Origin of the sequence: Moritella sp. JT01, from assembly GCF_001574435.1 — a bacterium.
In the GTDB taxonomy this organism is placed as follows: domain Bacteria; phylum Pseudomonadota; class Gammaproteobacteria; order Enterobacterales; family Moritellaceae; genus Moritella.
The window spans coordinates 50,491-74,633 of the sequence record NZ_LOCN01000005.1 but is presented as its reverse complement, the minus strand read 5'-3'; the positions used below and the strand labels follow the sequence as shown (position 1 = coordinate 74,633).

Below are 24,143 nucleotides of genomic sequence, written 5' to 3'. Positions count from 1 at the left end.
AGGTGACTTTATCAAATAGGGTCGAAAAACAACCATAAACTCGGTTTTATAAAACATCGATTTGATTATTGAGACCAGTGATGATATTAAATGCTGTCTTATTAAACTATATGGAAACTTGTTTGTGATAGAGCAATATTTTTTATCGGGTGGCGCTTTAGCCAAGGTCATCGATGGCTATACCGCTCGTCAACCACAAATAGATATGGCAAAAGCCATTAATTCAGTGATCACAAACAAGGGGAGTTTAATCGTTGAAGCCGAAACGGGGACGGGTAAAACGTTTGCCTATCTAATACCAGCATTGATTAATGATAAAACAACAATTATCAGTACGGGTAGTAAAAATCTTCAAGAGCAATTATTCAATCGCGATTTACCCTTTATTATTGATGCATTAAACAGTAAAGCCAAAACGGCGTTGCTTAAAGGTCGAAGTAACTACTTGTGTACCGAACGATTAACGCGGTTAGGGCGAGAAACTCAATATCAAAATCAAACCATATTAAGTGATTATGTCAAAGTAAAGGGTTGGTCCAATATCACCATTAGTGGTGATATGAGTTCAGTGCCCGGTCTTAAAGACGATGCAGAGATCTTACCCTTAGTAACATCCACCAATGATAATTGCTTAGGGCGAGATTGTCCTGATTATGACGATTGTTTTTTAGTAAAAGCTCGCCGTAAGGCGCTTGACGCAGATGTAGTGGTTGTTAACCACCATTTATACTTTGCTGATTTGAACGTTAAAGACTCAGGGTTTGGTCGACTATTACCAGACGCTGATGTGATTATTTTTGATGAAGCTCACCAAATACCAGACATTGCTTCAGAATATTTTGGTAAAAGTATCACCAGTAAACAGATACAAGCGCTATGTAAAGACGTGCAGTATTTGGGGCGAACAGATCTTAAGGACTCAATACAAGTAACCAAAGCCGCGAATGGTTTAGCGAATGCGACGCAAGATTTAAGATTGAGTTTTTCGATGGAATCTGGACGTGGAAATTGGCGGCATTTATTCACTCAACAAGCGGTAATGAAAACGATTATACGCTTTCAAGATCAACTCGACTTCATATATGAAGTGATCAAGCTTAACCTTGGTAGAACGGAACTTGTCGATCAATGCTTCGATCGTATTGTGGAAATTAAAGCAACATTTCAACAAATAATGGCGGTTAATAATACCGGCGAGAGCTATTGGTACGAATGCACTAAGCGAAACTTTACTTTAAATATAACGCCACTTAATATTGCAGAACGTTTTAGCGCTGAACAAGAAAAAAGTAAATCAACCTGGATTTTTACTTCTGCGACATTAGCGGTTGATAATTGTTTCTCACATTATCGACAACAAATGGGACTCGCAGATGCGAAAGAGTTAATTCTAGCAAGCCCATTTGATTATCAAAACCAGGCAATGTTGTGTGTACCGCGTAATATACCTGAGCCAAATGATCCAAATATAGCCCGTATACTGGTTGAAAAATTAGCACCTATTATTATAGCCAATAAAGGTCGCTGTTTTTTCTTATGTACAAGTCATTACATGATTAGACAAGTAGCGAGTTTATTACAACAACAGCTGACTATGCCGATCTTTGTTCAAGGACAAGATAATAAACAAGTCTTACTCGACCAATTTATTGAGCACGGTAATGCGTTACTTATTGGGACATACTCGTTCTGGGAAGGTATCGATGTACGCGGGCAAACTTTAAGCTGTGTTATTATTGATAAATTGCCTTTTGCGTCACCAGATGACCCTCTTTTACAAGCGCGTATCGAAGATTGCCAGCGTAAAGGTGAAGATCCTTTCTCTGCATTGCAAATACCAAAGGCTGTCATTAATTTAAAGCAAGGGGTAGGGCGTTTAATCCGTGATGTCAAAGACACTGGATGTGTTATTATTTGTGATACACGTATCGTATCTCGTGGATATGGCGCTACGTTTATCAATAGCTTACCCGATATGCCACGAACCAGAGATATAAATAGCGTTTTATCTTTTATTAAGAAAACTAACAATTAGAAAGTGAATTTTATGAGTAATATTTTAGCACTAGATACATCAACAGAAAATTGTTCTGCCGCATTGAGCATTAACGGTCAGGTATTAGTGAGAGAGCTAGAAAGTCCACGCGAGCACACTAAGCGTATATTGCCTATGGTCGATAGCTTATTGACTGAAGCTGGTATTAAATTAAAAGATTTAGATGCACTCGCATTTGGTCGTGGCCCTGGCAGCTTTACCGGTGTTCGTATTGGTACGGGGATTGCGCAAGGTTTAGCATTTGGTGCTGATTTACCAATGCTACCAATTTCAACCCTGGCAGCGATGGCGCAAGGTGCTTATCGTTTACACAATGTAACTGACGTATTACCGGCAATTGATGCACGTATGGGCGAAATATATTTTGCTCATTACAAGCTCAATGAAGCGGGTGTAATGACATTAGTGGATAAGGAAATTGTAGTCAAGCCTGATCAACTATTGGTTGATTTTAATAAACCAGAAACTGCATTCCATACGCTCGGAACGGGTTGGTCTACCTATGCAGAACAACTTGCTGATTTAAACGTTGCTCAACTAACAGCATGTGAAGGTATACAGTTCCCAAGTGCACTGGATATGCTCGTTATTGCCGCGGCTGAATTTGAACAGGGTCACGCGGTTGCAGTTGAAGATGCTATGCCTGTTTACGTTCGCGATACAGTAACCTGGAAAAAACTACCGGGTAGAGAGTAAATTCTAATGAATAGCTTTAGCATAGAGGTCAATGGTAAAACTATTGCTGGTTTACGCTATGGAGATAAGTCTAAACCTATTTTACTGGCTGTTCACGGGTGGTTAGACAATGCTGCAAGCTTTATCCCTCTTGTTGAAGAATTAAAACGTAATTTAGATGACGGTTCATTACCTTATCAATTCATTGCGATAGATTTACCTGGTCATGGTCATTCTGATCATAAGGGAGGTCATTACAATTTTATTGAATGGGTAGAGGACCTTTATCAAATAATTAAAACACAGCATTGGGGCAGCGTCAGTATAGTCGGGCACTCAATGGGCGCAATGATCAGCTCCATTTTTGCTGCGACATTTCCAGAACTTGTTAATCGTTTGATATTAATCGAAGGGCTGGGCGCAATTTCAGCAGAAGCTGAACAAACAGTAAGCCAATTGCGTAAAGGGATAGAAAGTCGTTATAATTACAACCAAAGTGGTAGTGTTAACGCTAATACTTTGACATTGGAAAAGGTCGTTAAAGCACGTTGTTTTGTTTCTGATTTGACGGAGCAAAATGCGGTATTGATATGTAGAAGAAATTTAATTATTAATGCCGGAAAAATGACATGGCGATCTGATCCTAAGCTAAAATTACGATCTTTGATTAGGTTGACAGAGTCTCAGGTAATTGATATTTTATCATCTATATCAATGAGATGTCTGATTATCGTTGGTGATAAAGGTTATCCTTTAATTGTTGAGAAATTGAAGTCGGACATATTTAATAAAGAAAATTTTGATATTTTGACACTTATTGGTGGGCATCATATTCACATGGATAATGCTGTCGAAACTGCAAGTGTGATCGTTAAATTTGTTGATAAATTAAAATAATAGTTTATTTAATCGATAAAAATAGAGTTTATATTATCTAATTCTAAATAATGAAGATTTAAATAAACGTGTAATATAGATATTTCATTTGTTAATTGAGTGTTAATCAATTAAGATCTATTCACAATAAATAATTTCATCAATAGCGGCTAAATATTATAAACGGATTAATAATATTTAGTCGTTTTGTTAAATTAAGAAGTTAAATAAAAAGGAGTGGTAAGGTGGAAAAGGTTTGGTTAAATAGATACCCGGAAAATGTTCCCGCAGAAATTGACTTTGGTTCATTTCGTTCTTTGAACGATATATTCGATCAAACAGTTCAAAATTTTGGTAGCAACACTGCATATGTAAATATGGGTTGTTCATTAACTTATGGTGAAATCGAAGAAAAATCTCGTGCTTTTGCAGCTTACCTTCAAAACGAGCTTAAATTAAATAAAGGCGACCGTGTCGCGTTAATGATGCCTAACTTACTTCAATACCCAATTGCGCTATTTGGTGTATTACGTGCGGGTATGGTTATTGTTAATGTAAATCCTTTATATACACCGCGTGAATTAAAACATCAGTTAAATGATTCCGGTGCAAAAGCAATTGTTATCATCTCAAACTTTGCAAGCGTTTTAGAAAAGGTGATTAAAGACTCACCTATTGAACATGTAATCTTGACGCAATTGGGCGACCTGTTCTCTCCAATTAAAGGTGCAATCACAAACTTAGTTGTTAAGTACGTGAAGAAAATGGTGCCTAAGTTTAACTTACCAAATGCGATCTCATTCAACCGCGTGTTGAATAAAGGTCGTTCAATGAAGTTTACCAAAGTTGAAACTGGCTTTGATGATATTGCTTTCCTTCAGTATACAGGTGGTACCACTGGTGTATCTAAAGGTGCAATACTAACGCACAAAAATATGCTTGCTAATGTATTACAGGCTGAAGCTGCATACGGTAGTATTATTGACCGTGGTACTGAAACCGTTATTACTGCATTACCCTTGTATCATGTATTTGCATTAACAGTGAATGGCTTGCTGTTCTTCTTGAGCGGTGGTAAGAATATTCTTATTACCAATCCTCGCGATCTTCCTGCGTTAATCAAAGAAATTGACGAGCATAAACCAACTGCAATTACAGGTGTAAACACCTTGTTTAATGCGCTGGTAAATGATGAAACATTCGCGAAAATTGATTTTTCTGGATTGAAACTTTCAGTTGGTGGCGGTATGGCTGTTCAACGTTCTGTAGCGGAAAAATGGAAGAAAATAACGGGTAATCACTTACTTGAAGGTTATGGCTTAACTGAATGTTCACCACTTGTAACTGTAAATCCTTACGATCTACATGAATACAATGGCTCAATCGGTTTACCTGTATCATCGACGGATGTTCGTATCATTGATGAAGACGGTGGCGTTTTAACAAAACCTGGCGCAGTTGGTGAGATGCAAGTTCGGGGTCCTCAAGTTATGCAGGGTTATTGGCAGCGTCCTCAAGACACAGCTGAAGTGATTACTGCTGATGGCTGGTTAAACACTGGTGATATCGCTCGTATGGACGAAGTTGGTTTCTTCTACGTCGTTGACCGTAAAAAAGATATGATCCTTGTTTCAGGCTTTAACGTATTCCCTAACGAAATCGAAGACGTACTAACGCTAAATGAAAATATTCTTGAAGCTGCCGCTATTGGTGTTCCTCATGAATCATCAGGCGAAACAGTTAAGATTTTTGTTGTTAAAAAAGGTGAAATTTCGAAAGAAGAAATTGTGGCGCATTGCCGTGAGCACCTTACTGCGTATAAAATCCCTCGTATCATTGAATTCCGTGATGAATTACCTAAGAGTAATGTAGGTAAGATTTTACGCCGTGAATTACGCGATTAGTATTAGATCTAATTTAAAGTAATAAAACACTTATCATTAGTAACATATTTCGCTAAAATTAAGCCACTTTCTAAATTGTAAGAAAGTGGCTTTCTTTTGAGGTTATAAGTGGAATATATTTTAGTTGAAGATCAAATAACATTGCAGGAAATGATAGCTCAATGTGCGGAAGTTGAAATTTTAGCTATCGACACTGAATTTATCAGACAGCGTACTTATTACCCAATCTTAGGATTGTTTCAGTTATATAATGGTACTGAAACCTATTTAGTCGATCCACTCGCTATTGATGATCTTAGCGCATTATGGCAACTCCTCGACCGTCAACCTGTTGTTCTTCATGCTTGTTCAGAAGACCTCGATGTATTCATGACAGTTGCAAACAAATTTCCTGATTTTTTTCATGATACACAAATAGCAGCAGCATTTTGTGGGCTTGGTTCTTCCCTTGGTTTTGGTGGTTTAGTTTCTGAATTTCAAAATATCACGTTAGATAAAGGTGAATCTCGTTCTAACTGGCTAGCGCGTCCATTAACAACTAAGCAGCTAAGTTATGCCGCAGCTGATGTGTATCATTTACTGCCATGCTGGCATGAATTAAAATCTAAACTTGATGAACTAGGTTATTACGACTTTTATTTGCAAGAGTTAGATAATTTACGTCGTCGTAAGATGGTTAAAAAGAACCCTAAAACAGTCTACAAACAATTCAAAAACGCATCATTCTTATCACCTCGTGAGCTTGCAACCTTACAAGCGCTGGGCGAGTGGCGCGAGAACAACGCGGTAAACCGTGATATGGCAGTTAATTTTGTGGTTAAAGAAGCCCACCTTCTGGAAGTCGCGAAACAGCAGCCTAAATCATTACGCGATTTAAATCAGTTAGGGTTACTTCCTATCGAGATTAAACGTCATGGCAAACAGATCATCGATCTTGTTAAACAAGCTCAAAATCTGTCAGATGAAGAGTTACCTGAACCGTTAACGCGAATTTCTGATTACCCTGGCTATAAAAAAATAGTACAAGGAATACGTAATAAGATTGCTATCGTTGCCGAGAAAACGAATATTCCAGCAGAATTAATTGGTTCAAAGAAAATTATCAATGAGTTATTAAACTGGGTCTGGAAATTGACAGAGGAGGAGCGTGCTGTCGGTAGTAAACCTGTGTTGTTAAGTGATTGGCGTGCGGAACTGATAGGTAATAGCTTATTTGAAGGTTTAATGGCTAATAAGTAATAAGTAATAAGTAATAGCAAGTGTACATGAATGTTGTACACTTGCTTAATGCTTACGGGTCTTCAGAAAGAGTCACGTTCAGTTCTAAAACTGAAAGGTTGTTGTCTCTCTGGTCAAGTTGTACATGAACTTGATCTGATGTTACTGCAACATACTTTTTGATCACTTCTAGTATATCCAGCTTTAACTGTGGTAAATAATCTGGCGTGTTATCACGTATGCTACGTTCATGTGCAACAATTATTTGTAAGCGGTCTTTCGCTAAATTAGCAGACGACGCATCCGGTTTTGATGTACGAAAATAATCAAGTAACGACATTTAACCTCCAAATATTCTGCTTAAAAAGCCTTTCTTTTCTACGTCAAGAAAACGAAATTCGCGCTCTTCACCTAAAATTCTAGCAACAGTATCTGCATATGCTTGTCCAGCATCACTTTCTGTGTCAAGGATCACAGGTTGGCCGCAGTTAGATGCTTTCAATACGGCACCTGATTCAGGTATGACACCTGCAAGCGGTACGGCTAAAATATCAGTGATGTTTTCAACACTTAACATATCACCACGCGCAACGCGTTCTGGTACGTAGCGAGTAATAAGCAAATGTTCTTTAATCGGTTCTAGACCTTGCTCGGCACGACGAGAGCGGCTTTGTAACATACCGATAATGCGGTCTGAATCGCGCACTGACGAGACTTCAGGGTTTGTTGTGATAATTGCTATATCTGCAAAGTATAATGCCATCATAGCGCCTGCTTCGATGCCTGCAGGTGAATCGCAAATGATGTAATCATGATTTTCAGCAAGTTGGTCTAATACTTTACCAACGCCTTCTTTTGTTAGTGCATCTTTGTCACGTGTTTGTGACGCGGGTAGAATATTCAGGTTCGCTACACGTTTATCTTTAATTAAAGCTTGCGATAGGTTTGCTTCCCCATTGATTACATTAACGAAGTCATAAACCACGCGGCGTTCACAGCCCATGATTAAGTCTAAGTTACGTAAACCGATATCGAAATCGATAACAACAGTTCTTTTCCCTCGCATTGCTAATCCAGTTGCAATAGCGGCACTTGTAGTTGTCTTACCAACACCACCTTTACCGGATGTTACGACAATAATCTCAGCCATTTTAATTCCTTGAATTTAATCGAACTTTGTAATTTCTAATTTGTTATTAATGCAATTTATATGTGCTCGGGAATTTAAAAATTCCGGTTGCACTGCATCACTTAAAATATAAGTGCCATTAATTGATAATAATTCGGGGTCTAATTTGTTACAGAAAATCTGTGCGCTATCATCACCTTTAGCGCCTGCTATTGCACGGCCACGTAATGCACCATATATATGGATTGAACCATCTGCAATCACTTCAGCACCTGCGCTAATATTACCCAATACAGTTAAAGAAGCATTTTGAGCATAAATTTGTTGCCCAGATCTTATCTGCCCTTTATGAACTATGGTCTTAGTTACAGATTTTTCAACAATAACTGTTTGAATTTCTGGTTTTATTTGTGAAGCAGATACTAATGAACTTGTATTATTTTTAGCTGTATTGGATATAACAGAAAGGCCTGCCGCTCGTACACCTAGTTTTTGTTCCGCTGTTTTACAACCTTCAATACCAACAAGATTCATCCCATTATTGGTGATAACTTGTTCAATCGCTTGAAAGTCAATATCTTCGGCTAAGTTTGCGATATTAACAACCACCGGTGCAGATTTAAAGAATGCAGGGGCTTGGCATACTTTGTCGGCAATAAAGGAATGAAGATTAGCCATTGCAGCATCATTCTCTATATGAATAACTGAAAGTGTAAAGCTAGTCCCTTTAAATTTTATTGACTGATCTGCCATCATTTTTCCCTGGTTGCTTAGTTTTCATGCCTGTTTTAGCATTTATGGTTATAGCACTTAGATAATTCATTATGCCATGTTATATTTTACTCGCAAAATAGGCAAGTTCATAACTAAAGAGAAACGCAATGCTTTGTTCAATTTATAAAACAAATAAAAAAGAAGGGATGTATTTATTTATATCTCGCCGTGAAGATTTTAGTCAAGTTCCTGAAACTTTATTAAGTATGTTTGGTCAACCTAAGTTAGTTGTTACGATGAATTTGCTCGCAACACGAACGTTGCAATTTGCCGATACTAAAAAAGTATTAGAGAACTTAACAACAGCGGGCTTTTATTTACAGATGCCACCACCGCCTGTAAATCATTTGGATGAATATAAAAAATGGCGTGATGAAAATAAATAACACGTCATTATAGAGAGTATATAAGGAGATATAATGAAATTAGCAGGGTTAGTGTTATTAGCTTTAACTTCAACGGCTGTGTCTGCCAAGCCGACATTCGATGAATATTTATCTACCTTACGCACTGAATCTGAATCGTTAGGATTCAGTGAACAAACGATTAATGATGCATTCAGTAGTATTAACTACAGAAAAAAAACAATCGTACATGACAAAGCGCAACCGGAACGCCAAAAAATAACACTTGATGCGTATATTCCTAGAGCTGTTCCTGAATGGAAAATAGCGAAAGCGCGTAAATTATTCCTAGAAAATAAAGAACTATTAGAAAGAATAGGAAAAGATTTTGGTGTTCAACCAAGATTCATTGTCGCGCTGTGGGGGGTTGAAACAAACTTCATTGTCGCGCTGTGGGGGGTTGAAACAAACTTCGGTAATTATACTGGGAACTTCTCTACATTATCCGCACTTGCGACGCTTGCTTATGATGGAAGACGTGAAACCTTTTTCAAAAAAGAATTCTTTGCAGCATTGAAGATTATTGATGAAGGCCATATTACAGCCACTGACATGAAAGGGTCATGGGCTGGTGCTATGGGGCAGGTTCAATTTATGCCGTCTTCATTTAATGCGTATGCTGTTGACTATAACAAGGATGGTAAAAAGGATATTTGGAACAATACAGCCGATGCTTTGGCCTCTGCTGCCAATTATCTAAAACAAGCCAAATGGGATGATACATATACTTGGGGTCGACAGGTATTGCTACCTGATAATTATGATGCACAAGTATCAGGCCTTAAGTTAACAAAGAAATTAAATGAATGGCAGTCACTCGGTATACGGACTTACGAAGGAAACAGCCTGCCTAAAGTTGATCTTAATGCGTCTCTGATTATGCCTGATGGCGAAAATGGCCGTATCTATTTAGTTTATAACAACTACAAAAGCATTATGCGTTGGAATCGGTCTGATTACTTTGCTACTTCTGTTGCGCATTTGTCTGATGCGATCAAATTCAAGGATTGAACATGAATTATTCCCTTTATCAACATCAGAATATCAATAATGAAACGTTAAGTTTACCGGTAGGTAAGGTTGTTTGTATCGGTCGAAATTACCTCGATCACATTCGTGAACTTGGTAACGAAGTCCCTGAACAAGCATTATTATTCATGAAGCCTGCTACAGCGTTAATTAGTTTTGATGAGCCATTACTATTACCAACTGGACTTGGCGAATGCCATAACGAACTTGAAGTCGCTTTATTAATAAGCGCACCTATTCAACGCGGTGATGATATTAGTATCGCAGAGATGATATGGGGAGTAGGGCTTGGCCTTGATTTAACATTAAGAGATTTACAATCAAAGCTCAAAGAAAAGGGTCAGCCTTGGGAACGGGCAAAAGCGTTTGATTATTCATGTCCTATCTCCAGATTCATTCCAATTAATGAATTTAACGATCTGAATCAACTAGAGTTTAGTCTAAGTGTTAATAATATAACTCGCCAGCAAGGTGATACAGCTAAAATGATGCGCTCAATAGAAGCCTTGCTGACTGAAATTACGACCTGCTTTACATTGTTACCTGGTGATATTGTACTCACGGGAACACCGGCAGGTGTCGGTGTTCTAAATAGTGGAGATAAACTTGCTTTAACGCTAGCAAACCGTTATAAATTCGGCTGCGAGATTATTTAGAGATTAATGAAATGGTAGAAAAATTTTGGCAGACTAAAACACTCGCTAAAATGACTGTTCCAGAGTGGGAATCACTCTGCGATGGTTGCGGAAAATGTTGCTTACATAAGATTATCGAAGATGACACGGATGAAATACATTTCACTAATGTTGCTTGTGAATTATTAAATACCAAATCATGTCGCTGTAAGAAATACGAGAAACGTTTTAAGTATGTTTCGGATTGTTTCAAAGTGACATTAGATGATATAGATGCATTCCATTGGTTACCTGAAACCTGCGCTTATAAGCGGTTACTCGAAGGAAACGATATTCCTGAATGGCACCCGTTAATTACCGGTAGTCAATCTGAGATGCATAAATTAGGTTATTCGATTCGTGGTAAAGCAGTTGCTGAATCACAAGCGGGTGACTTAGAAGACCATATTATAACGTTTAAACTGTAATTGTTGAGGATAAGATGACCGAATCTATTCACGGTAGAGAAATCGTAGCGCTATTAGCTGCGCAGTCACAGGGAATGAAAGAGGCCGAACTGTTAAATCTTATAGGTAAGCAATTTCCTCAAGATTTATTTCACACATGCAAAATAAAAGGCATGGATAAAGCACAAATACTAGCAAACATGATGACGAAAGGTCGCATTGTAGAGAAAAACAGTGTTTTAGTTGCTGAAACGAGTTGTGGGTGTAAAAACAAATAATGATTCAGGGGCTATTTAGCCTCTGAATATCTCAAAGTCAGAGAAAACATTATCGTTTTAAATAATACCGACGAATTATTTAGACCATCATGCATAACTCTTTCTATATTCTAAATAAACGCAGACTTTAATTTAACGCTACAACTTAAGTAATGCTATAACGTTAAATCATTCGAAGCTAGCATGCTAGTTAATTAAGCGCTTCTAAAAGATCACCAATCTTCTCTATTTGTATTATCTTCGCACCATTATTTTCCATTGATTTGTGGTAATTTGCTTTCGGTATATAGATCACCTCAAAACCATGTTTAATCGCCTCATTAACCCGAGGTACACCGCCATTAATAGGTCGAACTTCACCACTAAGAGATATCTCGCCCATAAAACAGTGTTTACGAGACATTGCTTTATCATTTAGGGAACTAATAAGAGAGGCCGCAATGGCTAAATCAGCACTGGTGTCTGTCTCAGGTAGTTTTAAACCACCAACTAGATTGACATAAATATCATGAAATAGTTTTATGCGTCCATGTTTACGCAAAACAGCGGTGATCATTTTCAACCGATTAAAGCTAAGACCAATACTTACACGCTGTTGGTTTTCTGCTTCACATTCAGATACTAAACATTGTACTTCAAGTAATAAATTACGATTACCATCACGAATACAAGTAATAGCAGAGCCTGCTACGTGTTCCTCGGCACCAGATAGGAACAACTTACTTGGATTATCGACAGACAGCATGCCACGGCTATGCATTTGGAAGATACCAACTTGGTCTACATCACCAAAACGGTTTTTACTTGCGCGGATTGTACGAATAATACTGTCGTTAACCTCAATGTGGAGCAGGGTGTCTACAATATGTTCAAGCGTTTTAGGTCCCGCTAAGTCACTACCTTTTGTCACATGGCCAACAATGATCAGGGTGATACCGTGTTGTTTAGCAAATCGACTGAGTTCTTGTGCACAGCCTTTTACTTGGCTAACAGAACCGGCACTACCATTACAGTGTTCACTTTCTAAAGCTTGAATCGAGTCTATAATTAAAAATTTAACTTTAGCCTCTAAAGCCCGCTCCATAATGTTAGACACAATATATTCAGACATCAGTAACAAGTTTTCTTCTACAAAATCAATTTTCAAACGTTCTATGGCGCGACTTTTGAACTGTTCTAAGCTTTCTTCCGCAGTACAGTACATCGAAACCATCTGCTTACTAAGATTTGCAGAGAGCTGTGTCAATATCGTCGTTTTTCCGGCACCTGGATCGCCTGAAATCAACACAATCGAGCCAACGGTTAGACCGTTACCGAGTACACGGTCTAATTCACCTATCTGTGTCTCAATTTTATTCAATGCTACGTGTGATACTTCAGACATCTTTTTAACGGTATTGCCGAGTGTACCGGCATAACCACCTTGAGATGCTATTGCACGTTGTTGACTTGGTAATGTCGCTTCTTTAAATTCAGCTAATGTATTCCATGCTTTACAGGCATTACACTGGCCTTGCCAACGAGGGAAGTTAGCGCCACATTCTGAACAGAGGAAACTTATTTTTGTTTTGGGAGTTTTGGCCATGATTTAACTATAAAAAATACTCATGCCATAATAATAGCATGAGTATCTGGATGTTTATACAGTTGTTTTTCGTTTGATAAAGTTACAAACTCTTTTTAGCAGGTAATACTGCGTTTGCTAAAATCATACCTGCAAGGATCGCAATAAAGATCATGAAAACAAAACCACTGTCATTAATATTATTTAATATTTCATGTCCTGAAATATAAGTATTTAATTCCATATAAGTTCTACTACCAGGAACTAACAATACAATACCTTGGATCAAGACTATTGATGCGGGTCTGTTTTTAATAATCGCATATATATTACTAAATAAACCGACGGTGAAAGAACCGACGAAAGTACCTAAAGTGAAGCCTAAGTATTGGGCGGCAAAGGTACTTACGACATAAGCAATAAGACCTGCTGCAATCCCCCAAAGCATGTCAGATTTATGCACATTAAACGCAACGACAAGGCCTGTTGACAGCGCGGCTACGGCGATGTAGTTTTTCCAATCGGGTAACGAGTAACTCATATCAAGCATTAGTGGGTCAATTGTCCAAATCAGGTTCCCTAACGTGATACCAAGTAAAGCGCCGAAATAGAGTTTAAACAGCAGCATGATGGCATCAACGAGTTTAGAAGTACCAGAAACCAAATCTTTGTTTACGATCTCACTTAGCGCGACGGTAATGGCTAACCCTGGAATGAAAATAATAACGGATGATAATATGACAAATGGAACATTGATATTCACTTCAAGGCTGGCGATAAAACACGCCAACAGCGCGGAAATAAAAGGGGCGAAGAACTCTACAATTGAAGCAAGTCGTGACGAGTGCGCAGATAGTTTATATAAAATAAAAACAAGAAAAGAAAATAAAAATGAGCTTACAATGTCTAAACTTGAATCAGACAGCAGCATTGCAAACGCGCCACCGGTCACACACCAACCAAGCGCTTCAGTTTTTACGCCATAAAAACCAGGTTGTTGCTTTGCTTCAATCAATAAATCGATAGCTTGGTCCAACGTAACTTCTGAATCTACAACTTTTTCGACAATTTCATCAATTGTTGCCAGTTTACCAAGGTCGTTGCCCGCTGGTTTAACGCGTGCAATATGCGTATGCTGATCGTCTGGGTTACTTGAAAATATGAATGTAAACGCTGTCGGAGTGACAAGAAAACTTGCTTCAATATTCCAGAACTTAGCTAAATTTATTAAATGATTTTCAATTCGATAACTTGTTGCACCGCAACGATGTAATGCGAGCCCGAGTTTAATAATAAAATTTATTTGAAGCTTATATGTCTGACTGTGCATAGTTATATTCTGGGAGATGCAAAAAGAGCTATATTTTAGTTCTATTTAAGTTAATTTGTTAGCTTAAATGTTGGTTATTTTCAATTAAATTGAAATTTATTGGTGACTTGTTAAATTAAAAGTTGTTTGTAGTGTGAGAGACAACTTAAGTAACTTAAATTTTGGAATGTAACTTCTAATTTCCCTCGATAATATGTAAATCATAAATTTTATATTGTATTAGCGGCTTCAAAAAGGGTTTCTTATGTCGAAAGTAATTACTGCAGCAAAACAAGTATGGTCTGCAAAAGATCAAATCACACGTAACATCTGGTTAGCAGGTTTAGGTGCCTATGATAAAGGTTATCAATCAGCATCAAATACTGTAACTAAAAGCCAATCAATCTTCGATGAATTAGTTGAACGAGGTCGTAAGTTAGAAGCTGACACGACACAAACTATTACGTCTCAAAAAGATAAATTAACATCAGCAGGTCAATGTGCTACCGATGCGTTACAAGATAAAGTGCATAAGGCCGTCACGACGTTAACACATATTGATGTTAATACATTCGATAACATTATTGATAAAATTGACCAAATCGAAAAGGCACTTTCAGACGCTAAAACGCAGCAAAATAAAGAAGTAATCGTCGAAGTTGAAGCGATTAAAAACGTTGTTGAAAAAGTCGAGATTGCTGTAACGGAAAAAGTGGCAAGTGTGGCAGCCCAAGTAACCGCTGCAGTGGAAACTGTCGCCGAAGTTATTGCGCCAGCAACAACCAATCCAATTGTTGTACAAGCAAGTGACATTGTTTCAAGTGTTGTCTCTCAAGTAACAACGGCGGTTGAAACTGTTGCTGACGTTATTGCGCCGACAACAGTTAATCCAGTTGTAAAAGAAGCGAGCGAAGCAGTTACAACAGTAAAGCAATCGGTTAAGCCAACGTCAAAAAAAGTATCACACAAGCGCGTTAAAAAAGCAGTCGCGAAAAAAAAGTAATCATGTAGTGTAACTTATTGTGGTGGTTGGCAGGACTGCCACAATAAGGTTTTATCATTTCAAGTATGCGCCTCTGTAATCATATAGCTCCCTTATTTATATAAGCCTTCCATATAGTTAACGCCGATTTTATCGTTTAATAACATTCCAATCATCCAACTTTAATACGTATCACATAACACAAATAAATCACCTGAAATAGGTATTTCATCGTGCGACAAAGACACAATAATGATATGGTTAATATAAGATTTATTACAAAGAGAAGTTAAATGTTCGACAACTATAACAACATAGTAATCCTTACAGGTTCAGGTATTTCTGCTGAATCAGGTATTGAAACATTCCGTGCAAGTGATGGATTATGGGCTAAACATCACATTGATGATATTGCCACTCTAGATGGTTATCGTCGAGATCCTGAGTTAGTTTATAGTTTTTATAATCAACGTTTTAACCAATTATCTTTGCCTAGTGTTCAACCTAACGACGCACATATAGCATTAGCGGAGTTACAAAAAAACTATTCTGGTAACGTGAGTATTATCACTCAAAATATAGATAATTTGCACGAGCGTGGTGGTGCGCAGAATGTTATTCATATGCATGGTGAGCTAATTAAAGCACGTTGTGAAAAGACGCATAAATTATTCCCCTACAAGCAATTAAATAAGACATTAAAATGCCCGTGTTGCAAAGAAGCAGGTAACCTTCGCCCACATGTTGTCTGGTTTAATGAAATTCCTTTATTTATGAATGATATTTATAAAACATTAAGCACCGCAGATCTCTTTATTGCTATCGGTACATCAGGCTCGGTTTACCCTGCGGCTGATTTTGTTAATGAAGCACATAAAGTGTGTGCGCATACCATCGAAATAAATTTAGACTCTACGCATATCTCGGATAATTTTCAAGAACACCGAATCGGTAAAGCCACTGATGAAGTGAGGGAATTGGTTGATGAATTAATGGCGAGAGATAAGCAATTTTTTTAAATGATCAATTAGAATTGAACGTGATAAAAAGGTGCATACATGATGCACCTTTTTATTATCACTTCTAAGCTACGGTAACCTTACAGGTTTTGCGCTTTTAGTTTTTCGTAATAACGTTCGTAAATTATATTTGCTTCGCCAACATCTGAGTGAAACTCACCGTTTGCAATTGTTTCTGCATCAGGGAATACAATCTTGTTTTCAGTAAATTCTTTAGGTAGCAATTTTTTAGCTGCCTTGTTAGGCGTTGGGTAACCAATCTCTAAAGCAACTTCAGCAGCCACTTCAGGGCGTAGTAAGAAGTCGATAAGTTTGTGTACGGCATCAACATTCTTCGCATTCTTAGGAATTGCTAAGCTATCCATCCAAAATACAGCGCCTTCTTTTGGATATACCATCGTAATATCGCTATCTTCTTGTTGCGCCATGTACGTGCTGCCGTTCCAAATCATACCAAACTCTACTTCGCCTGCGATATAAGGGTTAGCGGGTGTGTCAGAGTTAAATACAAGCACGTTAGGCATAAGTTTTTTTAATAACTCATATGCTTGTGCTAATTCTTCTTTGTCTTGTGTATTAGCCGAATGACCTTGTATTTTTAATGCCATGTGGAAAATTTCACGAGCATCGTCAGTCAATAGTAACTGACCTTCCCATTTTGGGTCCCACAAGTCTTTCCAGCTTGTTATTGACGATAATTCAATATTTGCAGTGTTAACACCAATACCCGTAGCGCCCCAGATATATGGAATACTATAACGGTTACCTAAATCGTATTCTTTGTTTAACAAAGACGGTTCTAGGTTACCAAAATTAGTTAGCTTCTTATGATCGATTTCTTGAAGCATGCCTTCTTTCTTCATTTTACTAATGAAGTAAGTTGACGGTACAACAAGATCATAACCGTTCTTATCATACGTTTTTAATTTCGCGTACATTGACTCGTTAGATTCATACGTTGAATAAACGACTTTAATGCCTGTTTCTTCAGTGAAACGAGCTAATAAACCTGGCGGGATATATTCAGACCAGTTATAAAAATTAATGGTCGTTGCGTAAGCTGAGCTACTAAAAAGTAGGGCTGCGGCAATACAATTTATGGTTAATTTAAACATAGTAATTTGACATCTTCTTTTATTGAATAGTAAACAACAACAGCACAAGGCTGCATAACAAGTAAAAAGCGATTCTAGTGAATCTACTTTCCACCTTTATTAATAAGGGCTGAGGCAATAACAAACGAAATCGATATTAAAATCATAACAGTCGCTAATGCATTAACCTCTGGCGAAACGCCAACTTTAACCATCGAATATATTTTTAATGGCAGAACTTCAAAACTAGGGCCTGTCACGAATGAACTCACAATTACATCATCAAGGGATAAGGTAAATGACAATAACCAACTCGCAATAATGGCTGGTTTCGCAATGGGTAAAATAATACGTCTAAAAATGGTTGCTTCACTTGCGCCTAAATCTTTCCCAGCTTCTAATATTGCATTATCAAAATTACTTAAGCGACTGTAAACCGTGATGACCACAAACGGGATGCAGAAGGTTATGTGAGCGATAAGTAAGGTAACAAAGCCAAGATCTAAGCCAAGTATAATAAATAAAGATAATAATGAAATAGCCATCACAATATCGGGTGACATCATCACAACAAAGAGTAGTCCAGATATAAACTTTTTACCTTTAAACTTATGCTTAAATAAAGCCACTGCGCCCAGCGTACCGATAACGACGGCAATTGATGAGGCAAAAACAGCAATGGTTATCGAGTTAAATGCAGCTTGGAGTAATGTATCGTTATTCCAGAGTAGTTCGTACCACTTTGTCGTGAACCCCTTCCATTTTAAGCCGTACTTAGAGGCATTAAACGAATTTCCGATTAAAATGAAGATGGGTGTATACAAGTATATATATACAAATAATAACAAGACTTTGGATATATGACGTTTAAGCATTGTTACCTCTGTTTTTAATCGATTTACCTACCTTATAATAGAAAAATAGTAACCCAGCCATGAACACCGTTAAGGTGATACTTGCGGCAGAACCAAACGGCCAATCCCGAATATTCAAAAATTGTGTCTTGATCGTATTACCAATCAATAAGTTTTTTGCACCACCGACCAGGTCTGCAATATAAAACATCCCCATCGCAGGTAAAAAGACTAATAACATACCAGCGATGATACCTGGCATAGTCAAAGGTAATTCAACTTTTAAAAAAGTAGTAAACTTAGATGCTCCAAGATCTTTAGCGGCTTCAATTAAGCTTTTATCTATTTTTTCAATACTCGAATACAAAGGTAAAATCATAAATGGCAGTAATATATAGACCAAAGCAAAAATGACGGCAAATTCCGTGTACATCAGTTTTAACGGTTTATCAATGATATGTAAATTGAGTAATAAACCGTTAAGTAGACCCTTTTTCGCTAATAAAATCTTAATTCCGTATGTTCTAATTAATGAATTTGTCCAAAACGGGACAATAATTAGGAATAACAACACCGGTCGTACTTTTTTAGGTAACTTGACTATCGTATAAGCAAAAGGGTAACCAATAATTAAGCAGACAAACGTTGCTATGCTCGCCATATATACTGAATGACTTAAAACCTTAAAGTACAAGGGATCAAATAAACGCACATAATTGTCTAACGTAAAAGTTAAGCTTATTAAGTTGGCATCATCACGTGTTAAAAAACTGGTGACGATAATCATCAAATTAGGCACTAAAACGAAGACACTTAGCCAAACAAGTAAAAGTCCAATAGAGAAACGCTTAAAAAGCGACGAATTAATCATTTGTTAAGATAACCTCCCAGCTTTCTACCCATGAAACAGCCACTTTTTGTCCGAGGCTATGGTCAAAATCGGGATCATCTTCGTCAAAGAATTCACTGATTTGTACTCTTTCACCTGAATCTAAGCGGATAACCGAATCTAGCGTCATCCCTTTGTAATTTCGTTCGATAATATGCCCAGTAATCTGTGCTGACGTAGCTTTAGCGTCTATTTCTTTAATTCTTAAATCTTCTGGTCGTAATAAAATATTGACTTGTTGATCGAGTTCTAACGATAGCGCTGTTGAAATCGTATACTGACAGCCATGCACATTGGCAATGTATTTACCTTCACCTAGGCATGATTCAATAACACCAGGGAAGATATTAATTTCACCAATAAACTTAGCCACGAATAAGTTAATCGGCGTTTCATAAATTTCTCGTGGTGTACCTATCTGTTCAACCTTCCCGTTGTTCATTACAATAATACGATCAGACATTGTTAATGCTTCTTCTTGATCGTGCGTAACGAATATAAAGGTAATGTTTAACTTTCGTTGCAACATTTTAAGCTCGTTCTGCATTTCTTTACGTAGCTTATAATCTAATGCGCTTAACGATTCATCCAATAGCAGTACTTTTGGCTGGTTAATCACAGCGCGTGCAATTGCCACACGTTGCTGTTGACCACCTGAAAGTTGAGTTGGCTTGCGATCTTTAAAATCGGTTAGCTTTACGATGGCGAGAATATCTTCAACACGTTGTTTGATTTTTGATTCCGCAAATTTTTTCATACGTAAACCAAAGGCTATATTTTCGAACACCGTCATGTGAGGAAACAGTGCATAGCCTTGGAAAACGGTATTGGTATTACGCTTTTCTGCCGGAACATTTGTGATACATTTATTTTCAAGGTATACATCACCGCTATCAAGCGTTTCTAATCCAGCAAGCACACGCAATGCAGTTGTTTTGCCACAGCCAGAAGGGCCTAAAATTGTGACAAATTCACCATCATAAATATCTAATGTTAAGTCATTAATAATAAGTTTGTTATCAAATGACTTTTTTGCGTTAGCAAGTCTAATGATTGAGTTTTGATTTTTATTAAGCATCAATAAACCTAAATGATAAGAGGTCCATCTAATCGAATAAGATGAACAATTTGCGTGAATTCTAATGCTATAGTTCACATAAATGAAGCATAAATTTGCACTTCAATAAAAATAATGCATTTAAAACATATTCAGGTCATTTTTAAAACTTTAAAAGTAATAAAGTCGTAATATGTGCTCTAATTTATGACTTATTTTAGGTATAATCAGCGAGACAATAATACCCCCCTTACTTTTACTTACTTATTTATTAAGGAACAGATCATGTTTAATAACCATTTCATCAAAGTGGTGCTTCTTTCAAGTCTCCTTGTCCCTTCTTTAAGCGCCCAAGAATTAGTCGTTGGTTATGATGGTTTTTATAACAGAATAAAAAATAGTAAAAAAGAACAGTACGTTAATACAAAAATTGGTGTTTTCCTTAATAATAGTCAGACAGGTAAACATTGCCAGATCGAAAATGCATTTATTAATTTCGAAGGCGCGATCACTGATGTTGAAATTGGTGCTGACTCTGAGCTGCTGCTCCCTTTTGATAAAGACTTACGTGACAATAAAGCAAAACTGCACGTGAACGTGACTGATACTGCGTCATGTGACCTTGCGTTCCAAATTATGGCAGCAGAAAATAACAGTGCTGAATATTCAACTTTATCCTTAGTGAAGCAAATTGAAGAGTTTGATCTGTTTTTAGGAAATATGGCTGGTTACTTTGGTCGGATGAATTTACCTGCAACTGTGGGCGTACAATTTATTTTTGATGAACCTGTCGACGCTTATACAGCCAGCGGAAATTTATTTAAGAGTGGTCAACAAATTTCGTTATCTCAGGATGAAATTATTCGCGATAAAATTGCTGGAATCAGATTCAGTAAGCAACCATTACGTATCGTACCGCTAACTGAAATTTGATTGACTCTGAATTAGAGAATAAAATTAAATAAAAAAAGCACTGCAGTGATGCAGTGCTTTTTTATTTCTAAAATTGGACGATTTTATAATTCAGCTATTTATAATTCAGCTATTTATAATTCAGCTATTTATAATTCAATAACAGTAATCGCGTCGTTTGGATCAAATTTTTCTACACCTGTTTTAGATTTTTCAACAGGCAGCATTTCAATTTCATTATCAAACGCTGTATCTAATTCAGTTAATTCATCAGCGCGCTCTAAATCCATATTTACAAAATCAAACGCGTTGGTATCTGCAAGGTGACTTGGCACTATGTTGCGAATGGCATTAAAGCAATTGTTCACACGACCTGGGGTTGCTTCATCCCATTGTGCTAGCATTGCTTTAACAGCTTGGCGTTGTAAATTTTCTTGTGAACCACACAGGTTACAAGGAATAATAGGGAATGCTTTAAAGGCCGAGTAAGCTTTGATATCTGCCTCGCGGCAATATGCAAGTGGGCGGATAACAATGTTACGCTTATCATCAGAAATTAGTTTTGGTGGCATTGTTTTCATTTTAGCGCCATGGAACATATTTAAGAATAATGTTTCAACGATATCATCAGCATGATGGCCAAGTGCAAGTTTAGTCGCACGAAGCTCTACCGCTGCGTTATACAGAATACCGCGACGTAAACGAGAACAAAGACTACACGTTGTTTTGCCTTCTGGGATTTTGTCTTTAACGATACTGTATGTATCTTTCTGAACAATTTTGTATTCAATTCCAAGATTTTCAAGGTAGCGGGGTAGAATATCTTCAGGGAACCCCGGCTGTTTTTGATCTAAGTTAACCGCAATAATATCAAAACTAATCGGTGCAGCTGCTTGTAATTGAATTAAAATGTCAAGCATTGTAAAACTATCAGCACCACCAGACAAACAAACCATGACTCTGTCACCATCTTCAATCATATTATAATCTACGATTGCTTTACCTGTTTCATGGCGCAGTTTTTTTTGCAGTTTAGCAAATTGCTTTTTTTCTAAAGCGGTAAGGTTTTCAGGATTCATTGGGACACTCAGGATAAATATTGCTGTAAGCAGCGCAGTATACCCAAGCAAGCTGGAAAAGCAAGTTCCAGAGCAAGGGCAGAGTGTTACCGTCATATTTCACATTCGAAATTGATAATTATTTTAACGCGAGAAGGTCACAGTTAATTGAATCAATCACCATTTCAGCTGTATTGCCGATTAAAAATGCAGAAAACCCGTTACGCGTTGGTGCGCCTAGTATGACTAATTCGGCATCTACTGCTTGAACAACATCAGCAATAACGTCTTCCGGAGCTCCCGGTTGAATATGAACATTTTCTTTAGCGACATTAAATTTAGCGGCATGACTATACATGGTGCTTTTATGATGGTCTTCAATCTCTTGATTATATGCGACGGCATCAAAATTAGGGATTTCTATCGATATATGTTCAGGTGTACTTGGATAAGCATTCGCTAAATGTACATTTGCATTAAGTAATTCTTTTAGCTGAAGCGCTTCTTGCGTAATACGTTCATTAATAGAGTCGTCATCTTCTGAACTGAGGCTTGTTGTTTCAAGCACTTGAATAGCGGCAACAATATTACCACCAATAGGCCAGTCATGATCTTTAACAAGCAATACTGGACATTGGCTTTTACGCAATAAATGCCAATCAGTTGGCGTAAACATAACGGCACTTAGCTTATTATGATCGTGCGTACTTTTTACAATCAAATCGTGATTATTGAGTTTAGCTTCTTCTAAGATTGATTCGAAAGGACGCTTATGCCAAATCAGCTTTAACTTTATATTTATACCTGAATAATCTTGTTCTAATTGCTGTGTAAATGATTTTTGTTCTTCGGCAACAATAGCATCTTGCATTGACTGACGTTCGTCACTCGAAAATAGAGACGTTAGTTCATAAGAAAGGTCATAGATAACAAGAAGAAGGGTAATTGACACGTTATCTTGTTGAGATGCGAGATACAATGCACGGGATAATGCGACTTGTGGTGTATTAACTGGATCTGCAACCACTAGAATATTTTTATATTTATTCATAAGGCACCTTCATCACAAATTGAATATAGAGTAAGTATATGTTTCTTATGTTGATTATACACAATCAATAATTTCACTTATTTAACTATATCTCAATTTGTGATAGATGCCATAAATGTACTACATTTTATGGGCTATAAGTTAAGCCTTGTGAACTAAGACTCTATTTCTTACCAGCAAGTGAAGCTAAACCTTCACGATTTAAAATAGTGATATATTTACCTTTAACTTCAATCATTTCACTTATTTGGAAACGACCAAGTAAACGACTGATTGTTTCAACCGTAAGCCCTAAATAGTTACCTATATCACCACGGGTCATGGTTAAACGGAATTCTTTAGGTGAAAAACCACGCTCAGAGAAACGTACCGAGAGATTATTTAAAAAAGCAGCAAGACGTTGTTCAGCATTCTTTTTACTTAATAACAGAATCATTTCTTGATCAGCCGCAATTTCGCCACTCATTAAGCGCATCACTTGGCGACGTAACATCGGCATTTTACCAATTAAGTCATCAAGAGTGTCATAAGGTATTTCACAAACCATCGACGTTTCTAATGCTTGAGAAAAACTCGGATGAATACCAGAACTCAATGCATCAAAGCCGATTAAGTCACCGGCTAAATGGAAACCTGTGATTTGCTCATCACCTTGTTCTGTAATCGTGTATGACTTCACTGAACCTGAGCGAATAGCATAAAGTGCTTTAACTTTATCACCGGCTTTAAAAATTTCATCGTGCTTTTGAAAAGGCTTTTTGCGTTCAATAATTTGGTCGAGAGAATCTAGCTCTGAATCATTCAAAGAATATGGTATGCAAAGTTGGCTAATACTGCAGTTTTGACAGTGTATTTCACACTTTGGAGCAGTAGTTCGTGTTGGTATCTTTTTATCTAAGGCCATAATTCCAATAAACTCTTTTGATATAT

25 protein-coding genes are annotated in these 24,143 nt (G+C 37.3%); 13 read left to right on the top strand and 12 right to left on the bottom strand.

Features of this window, described 5'->3' with window-relative positions; genetic code table 11:
- Positions 1-124 precede the first annotated feature (124 nt).
- The 5 genes from AKG98_RS04875 (at position 125) to rnd (ending at position 6,750) form a co-directional block, all read left to right on the top strand.
- The gene (locus tag AKG98_RS04875; protein ID WP_067042220.1) at positions 125-2,035 is read left to right on the top strand and encodes an ATP-dependent DNA helicase; all 1,911 of its coding nucleotides are present in this window, start codon (positions 125-127) and stop codon (positions 2,033-2,035) included.
- Positions 2,036-2,047: 12 nt separating this feature from the next.
- Positions 2,048-2,752, top strand: coding sequence for a tRNA (adenosine(37)-N6)-threonylcarbamoyltransferase complex dimerization subunit type 1 TsaB (tsaB, locus tag AKG98_RS04870; protein WP_067042217.1), 705 nt, complete (start codon positions 2,048-2,050; stop codon positions 2,750-2,752).
- Positions 2,753-2,758: 6 nt separating this feature from the next.
- Positions 2,759-3,628 (top strand): alpha/beta fold hydrolase, encoded by an 870-nt coding sequence (locus tag AKG98_RS04865; RefSeq protein WP_067042214.1) that lies wholly within the window; start codon positions 2,759-2,761, stop codon positions 3,626-3,628.
- Positions 3,629-3,852: 224 nt separating this feature from the next.
- Positions 3,853-5,511, top strand: coding sequence for a long-chain-fatty-acid--CoA ligase FadD (fadD, locus tag AKG98_RS04860; RefSeq protein WP_067042211.1), 1,659 nt, complete (start codon positions 3,853-3,855; stop codon positions 5,509-5,511).
- A 108-nt stretch (positions 5,512-5,619) separates the two neighbouring features.
- Entirely contained in the window at positions 5,620-6,750 is a 1,131-nt protein-coding gene (gene rnd, locus AKG98_RS04855; protein WP_067042208.1) for a ribonuclease D, read from the top strand.
- A 52-nt stretch (positions 6,751-6,802) separates the two neighbouring features.
- Here the strand turns inward: rnd and minE are convergent, their stop codons facing one another.
- The 3 genes from minE to minC are packed head-to-tail and all read right to left on the bottom strand — an operon-like array spanning position 6,803 to position 8,614.
- Positions 6,803-7,069 carry a cell division topological specificity factor MinE gene (gene minE, locus AKG98_RS04850; RefSeq protein ID WP_067042206.1) on the bottom strand — a complete coding sequence of 89 codons (267 nt, stop codon included), beginning with the start codon at positions 7,067-7,069 and terminating at the stop codon, positions 6,803-6,805.
- On the bottom strand, positions 7,070-7,879 hold the full coding sequence (gene minD, locus AKG98_RS04845; protein WP_067042200.1) for a septum site-determining protein MinD: 810 nt from the start codon (positions 7,877-7,879) through the stop codon (positions 7,070-7,072).
- 15 nt (positions 7,880-7,894) lie between these two features.
- Positions 7,895-8,614 carry a septum site-determining protein MinC gene (gene minC / locus AKG98_RS04840; protein WP_228140206.1) on the bottom strand — a complete coding sequence of 240 codons (720 nt, stop codon included), beginning with the start codon at positions 8,612-8,614 and terminating at the stop codon, positions 7,895-7,897.
- 125 nt (positions 8,615-8,739) lie between these two features.
- On the opposite strand from minC, the gene AKG98_RS04835 reads away from it, so the two are divergent.
- From AKG98_RS04835 to AKG98_RS04815, 5 genes are read left to right on the top strand one after another with little or no spacing between them, the layout of a single operon-like run.
- Entirely contained in the window at positions 8,740-9,018 is a 279-nt protein-coding gene (locus AKG98_RS04835) for a YcgL domain-containing protein (protein ID WP_067042196.1), read from the top strand.
- Positions 9,019-9,051: 33 nt separating this feature from the next.
- Positions 9,052-10,047, top strand: coding sequence for a lytic transglycosylase domain-containing protein (locus tag AKG98_RS04830; RefSeq protein WP_067042190.1), 996 nt, complete (start codon positions 9,052-9,054; stop codon positions 10,045-10,047).
- A gap of 2 nt (positions 10,048-10,049) precedes the next feature.
- Entirely contained in the window at positions 10,050-10,721 is a 672-nt protein-coding gene (locus AKG98_RS04825) for a fumarylacetoacetate hydrolase family protein (RefSeq protein ID WP_067042186.1), read from the top strand.
- Between the two features lie 11 nt (positions 10,722-10,732).
- Positions 10,733-11,167, top strand: a complete 435-nt coding sequence (locus AKG98_RS04820; RefSeq protein ID WP_067042183.1) for a YcgN family cysteine cluster protein — start codon at positions 10,733-10,735, stop codon at positions 11,165-11,167.
- 14 nt (positions 11,168-11,181) lie between these two features.
- Positions 11,182-11,424, top strand: a complete 243-nt coding sequence (locus tag AKG98_RS04815) for a DUF2492 family protein (protein ID WP_067042180.1) — start codon at positions 11,182-11,184, stop codon at positions 11,422-11,424.
- Between the two features lie 190 nt (positions 11,425-11,614).
- Here AKG98_RS04815 and radA read toward each other — a convergent pair whose 3' ends face one another.
- Entirely contained in the window at positions 11,615-13,009 is a 1,395-nt protein-coding gene (gene radA, locus AKG98_RS04810) for a DNA repair protein RadA (RefSeq protein ID WP_067042176.1), read from the bottom strand.
- 82 nt (positions 13,010-13,091) lie between these two features.
- Positions 13,092-14,318, bottom strand: coding sequence for a threonine/serine exporter ThrE family protein (locus AKG98_RS04805; RefSeq protein WP_067042174.1), 1,227 nt, complete (start codon positions 14,316-14,318; stop codon positions 13,092-13,094).
- A 244-nt stretch (positions 14,319-14,562) separates the two neighbouring features.
- On the opposite strand from AKG98_RS04805, the gene AKG98_RS04800 reads away from it, so the two are divergent.
- On the top strand, positions 14,563-15,300 hold the full coding sequence (locus AKG98_RS04800) for a phasin family protein (RefSeq protein WP_067042172.1): 738 nt from the start codon (positions 14,563-14,565) through the stop codon (positions 15,298-15,300).
- A gap of 272 nt (positions 15,301-15,572) precedes the next feature.
- Positions 15,573-16,298, top strand: coding sequence for an NAD-dependent deacylase (locus tag AKG98_RS04795; protein ID WP_067042170.1), 726 nt, complete (start codon positions 15,573-15,575; stop codon positions 16,296-16,298).
- 80 nt (positions 16,299-16,378) lie between these two features.
- Here AKG98_RS04795 and AKG98_RS04790 read toward each other — a convergent pair whose 3' ends face one another.
- The 4 genes from AKG98_RS04790 to potA form a co-directional block, all read right to left on the bottom strand.
- Positions 16,379-17,413 (bottom strand): extracellular solute-binding protein, encoded by a 1,035-nt coding sequence (locus tag AKG98_RS04790; RefSeq protein WP_067042168.1) that lies wholly within the window; start codon positions 17,411-17,413, stop codon positions 16,379-16,381.
- A gap of 83 nt (positions 17,414-17,496) precedes the next feature.
- Positions 17,497-18,267, bottom strand: a complete 771-nt coding sequence (potC, locus tag AKG98_RS04785) for a spermidine/putrescine ABC transporter permease PotC (protein ID WP_067042165.1) — start codon at positions 18,265-18,267, stop codon at positions 17,497-17,499.
- Positions 18,260-19,117: a spermidine/putrescine ABC transporter permease PotB gene (potB, locus tag AKG98_RS04780; RefSeq protein WP_067042162.1), complete on the bottom strand. Its 858-nt coding sequence runs from the start codon at positions 19,115-19,117 to the stop codon at positions 18,260-18,262. Before potB ends, potC begins: the two co-directional genes overlap by 8 nt.
- Complete coding sequence (gene potA / locus AKG98_RS04775) at positions 19,110-20,213, bottom strand: spermidine/putrescine ABC transporter ATP-binding protein PotA (protein ID WP_067042159.1); 1,104 nt, start codon at positions 20,211-20,213, stop codon at positions 19,110-19,112. The genes potB and potA overlap by 8 nt, the downstream gene beginning before the upstream one ends.
- A 264-nt stretch (positions 20,214-20,477) precedes the next feature.
- On the opposite strand from potA, the gene AKG98_RS04770 reads away from it, so the two are divergent.
- A complete protein-coding gene (locus AKG98_RS04770; protein WP_067042156.1) occupies positions 20,478-21,125 on the top strand; it encodes a DUF2987 domain-containing protein in 648 nt (215 codons plus the stop codon).
- Positions 21,126-21,253: 128 nt separating this feature from the next.
- Here AKG98_RS04770 and ttcA read toward each other — a convergent pair whose 3' ends face one another.
- From ttcA to AKG98_RS04755, 3 genes are all read right to left on the bottom strand, one after another.
- Complete coding sequence (ttcA, locus tag AKG98_RS04765) at positions 21,254-22,183, bottom strand: tRNA 2-thiocytidine(32) synthetase TtcA (RefSeq protein ID WP_067042149.1); 930 nt, start codon at positions 22,181-22,183, stop codon at positions 21,254-21,256.
- Between the two features lie 118 nt (positions 22,184-22,301).
- A complete protein-coding gene (uspE, locus tag AKG98_RS04760) occupies positions 22,302-23,213 on the bottom strand; it encodes a universal stress protein UspE (RefSeq protein WP_067042148.1) in 912 nt (303 codons plus the stop codon).
- A gap of 163 nt (positions 23,214-23,376) precedes the next feature.
- The gene (locus tag AKG98_RS04755; protein WP_067042146.1) at positions 23,377-24,117 is read right to left on the bottom strand and encodes an FNR family transcription factor; all 741 of its coding nucleotides are present in this window, start codon (positions 24,115-24,117) and stop codon (positions 23,377-23,379) included.
- Positions 24,118-24,143 lie beyond the last annotated feature (26 nt).

Coding starts and splice junctions, on each gene's coding strand:
- tsaB (WP_067042217.1), top strand. CDS start 2,048: ATGAGTAATATTTTAGCACTAGATACATCAACAGAAAATTGTTCTGCC.
- AKG98_RS04865 (WP_067042214.1), top strand. CDS start 2,759: ATGAATAGCTTTAGCATAGAGGTCAATGGTAAAACTATTGCTGGTTTA.
- minE (WP_067042206.1), bottom strand. CDS start 7,069: ATGTCGTTACTTGATTATTTTCGTACATCAAAACCGGATGCGTCGTCT.
- minD (WP_067042200.1), bottom strand. CDS start 7,879: ATGGCTGAGATTATTGTCGTAACATCCGGTAAAGGTGGTGTTGGTAAG.
- minC (WP_228140206.1), bottom strand. CDS start 8,614: ATGATGGCAGATCAGTCAATAAAATTTAAAGGGACTAGCTTTACACTT.
- AKG98_RS04835 (WP_067042196.1), top strand. CDS start 8,740: ATGCTTTGTTCAATTTATAAAACAAATAAAAAAGAAGGGATGTATTTA.
- AKG98_RS04830 (WP_067042190.1), top strand. CDS start 9,052: ATGAAATTAGCAGGGTTAGTGTTATTAGCTTTAACTTCAACGGCTGTG.
- AKG98_RS04825 (WP_067042186.1), top strand. CDS start 10,050: ATGAATTATTCCCTTTATCAACATCAGAATATCAATAATGAAACGTTA.
- AKG98_RS04820 (WP_067042183.1), top strand. CDS start 10,733: ATGGTAGAAAAATTTTGGCAGACTAAAACACTCGCTAAAATGACTGTT.
- AKG98_RS04815 (WP_067042180.1), top strand. CDS start 11,182: ATGACCGAATCTATTCACGGTAGAGAAATCGTAGCGCTATTAGCTGCG.
- radA (WP_067042176.1), bottom strand. CDS start 13,009: ATGGCCAAAACTCCCAAAACAAAAATAAGTTTCCTCTGTTCAGAATGT.
- AKG98_RS04805 (WP_067042174.1), bottom strand. CDS start 14,318: ATGCACAGTCAGACATATAAGCTTCAAATAAATTTTATTATTAAACTC.
- AKG98_RS04800 (WP_067042172.1), top strand. CDS start 14,563: ATGTCGAAAGTAATTACTGCAGCAAAACAAGTATGGTCTGCAAAAGAT.
- AKG98_RS04795 (WP_067042170.1), top strand. CDS start 15,573: ATGTTCGACAACTATAACAACATAGTAATCCTTACAGGTTCAGGTATT.
- AKG98_RS04790 (WP_067042168.1), bottom strand. CDS start 17,413: ATGTTTAAATTAACCATAAATTGTATTGCCGCAGCCCTACTTTTTAGT.
- potC (WP_067042165.1), bottom strand. CDS start 18,267: ATGCTTAAACGTCATATATCCAAAGTCTTGTTATTATTTGTATATATA.
- potB (WP_067042162.1), bottom strand. CDS start 19,117: ATGATTAATTCGTCGCTTTTTAAGCGTTTCTCTATTGGACTTTTACTT.
- potA (WP_067042159.1), bottom strand. CDS start 20,213: ATGCTTAATAAAAATCAAAACTCAATCATTAGACTTGCTAACGCAAAA.
- AKG98_RS04770 (WP_067042156.1), top strand. CDS start 20,478: ATGTTTAATAACCATTTCATCAAAGTGGTGCTTCTTTCAAGTCTCCTT.
- ttcA (WP_067042149.1), bottom strand. CDS start 22,183: ATGAATCCTGAAAACCTTACCGCTTTAGAAAAAAAGCAATTTGCTAAA.
- uspE (WP_067042148.1), bottom strand. CDS start 23,213: ATGAATAAATATAAAAATATTCTAGTGGTTGCAGATCCAGTTAATACA.
- AKG98_RS04755 (WP_067042146.1), bottom strand. CDS start 24,117: ATGGCCTTAGATAAAAAGATACCAACACGAACTACTGCTCCAAAGTGT.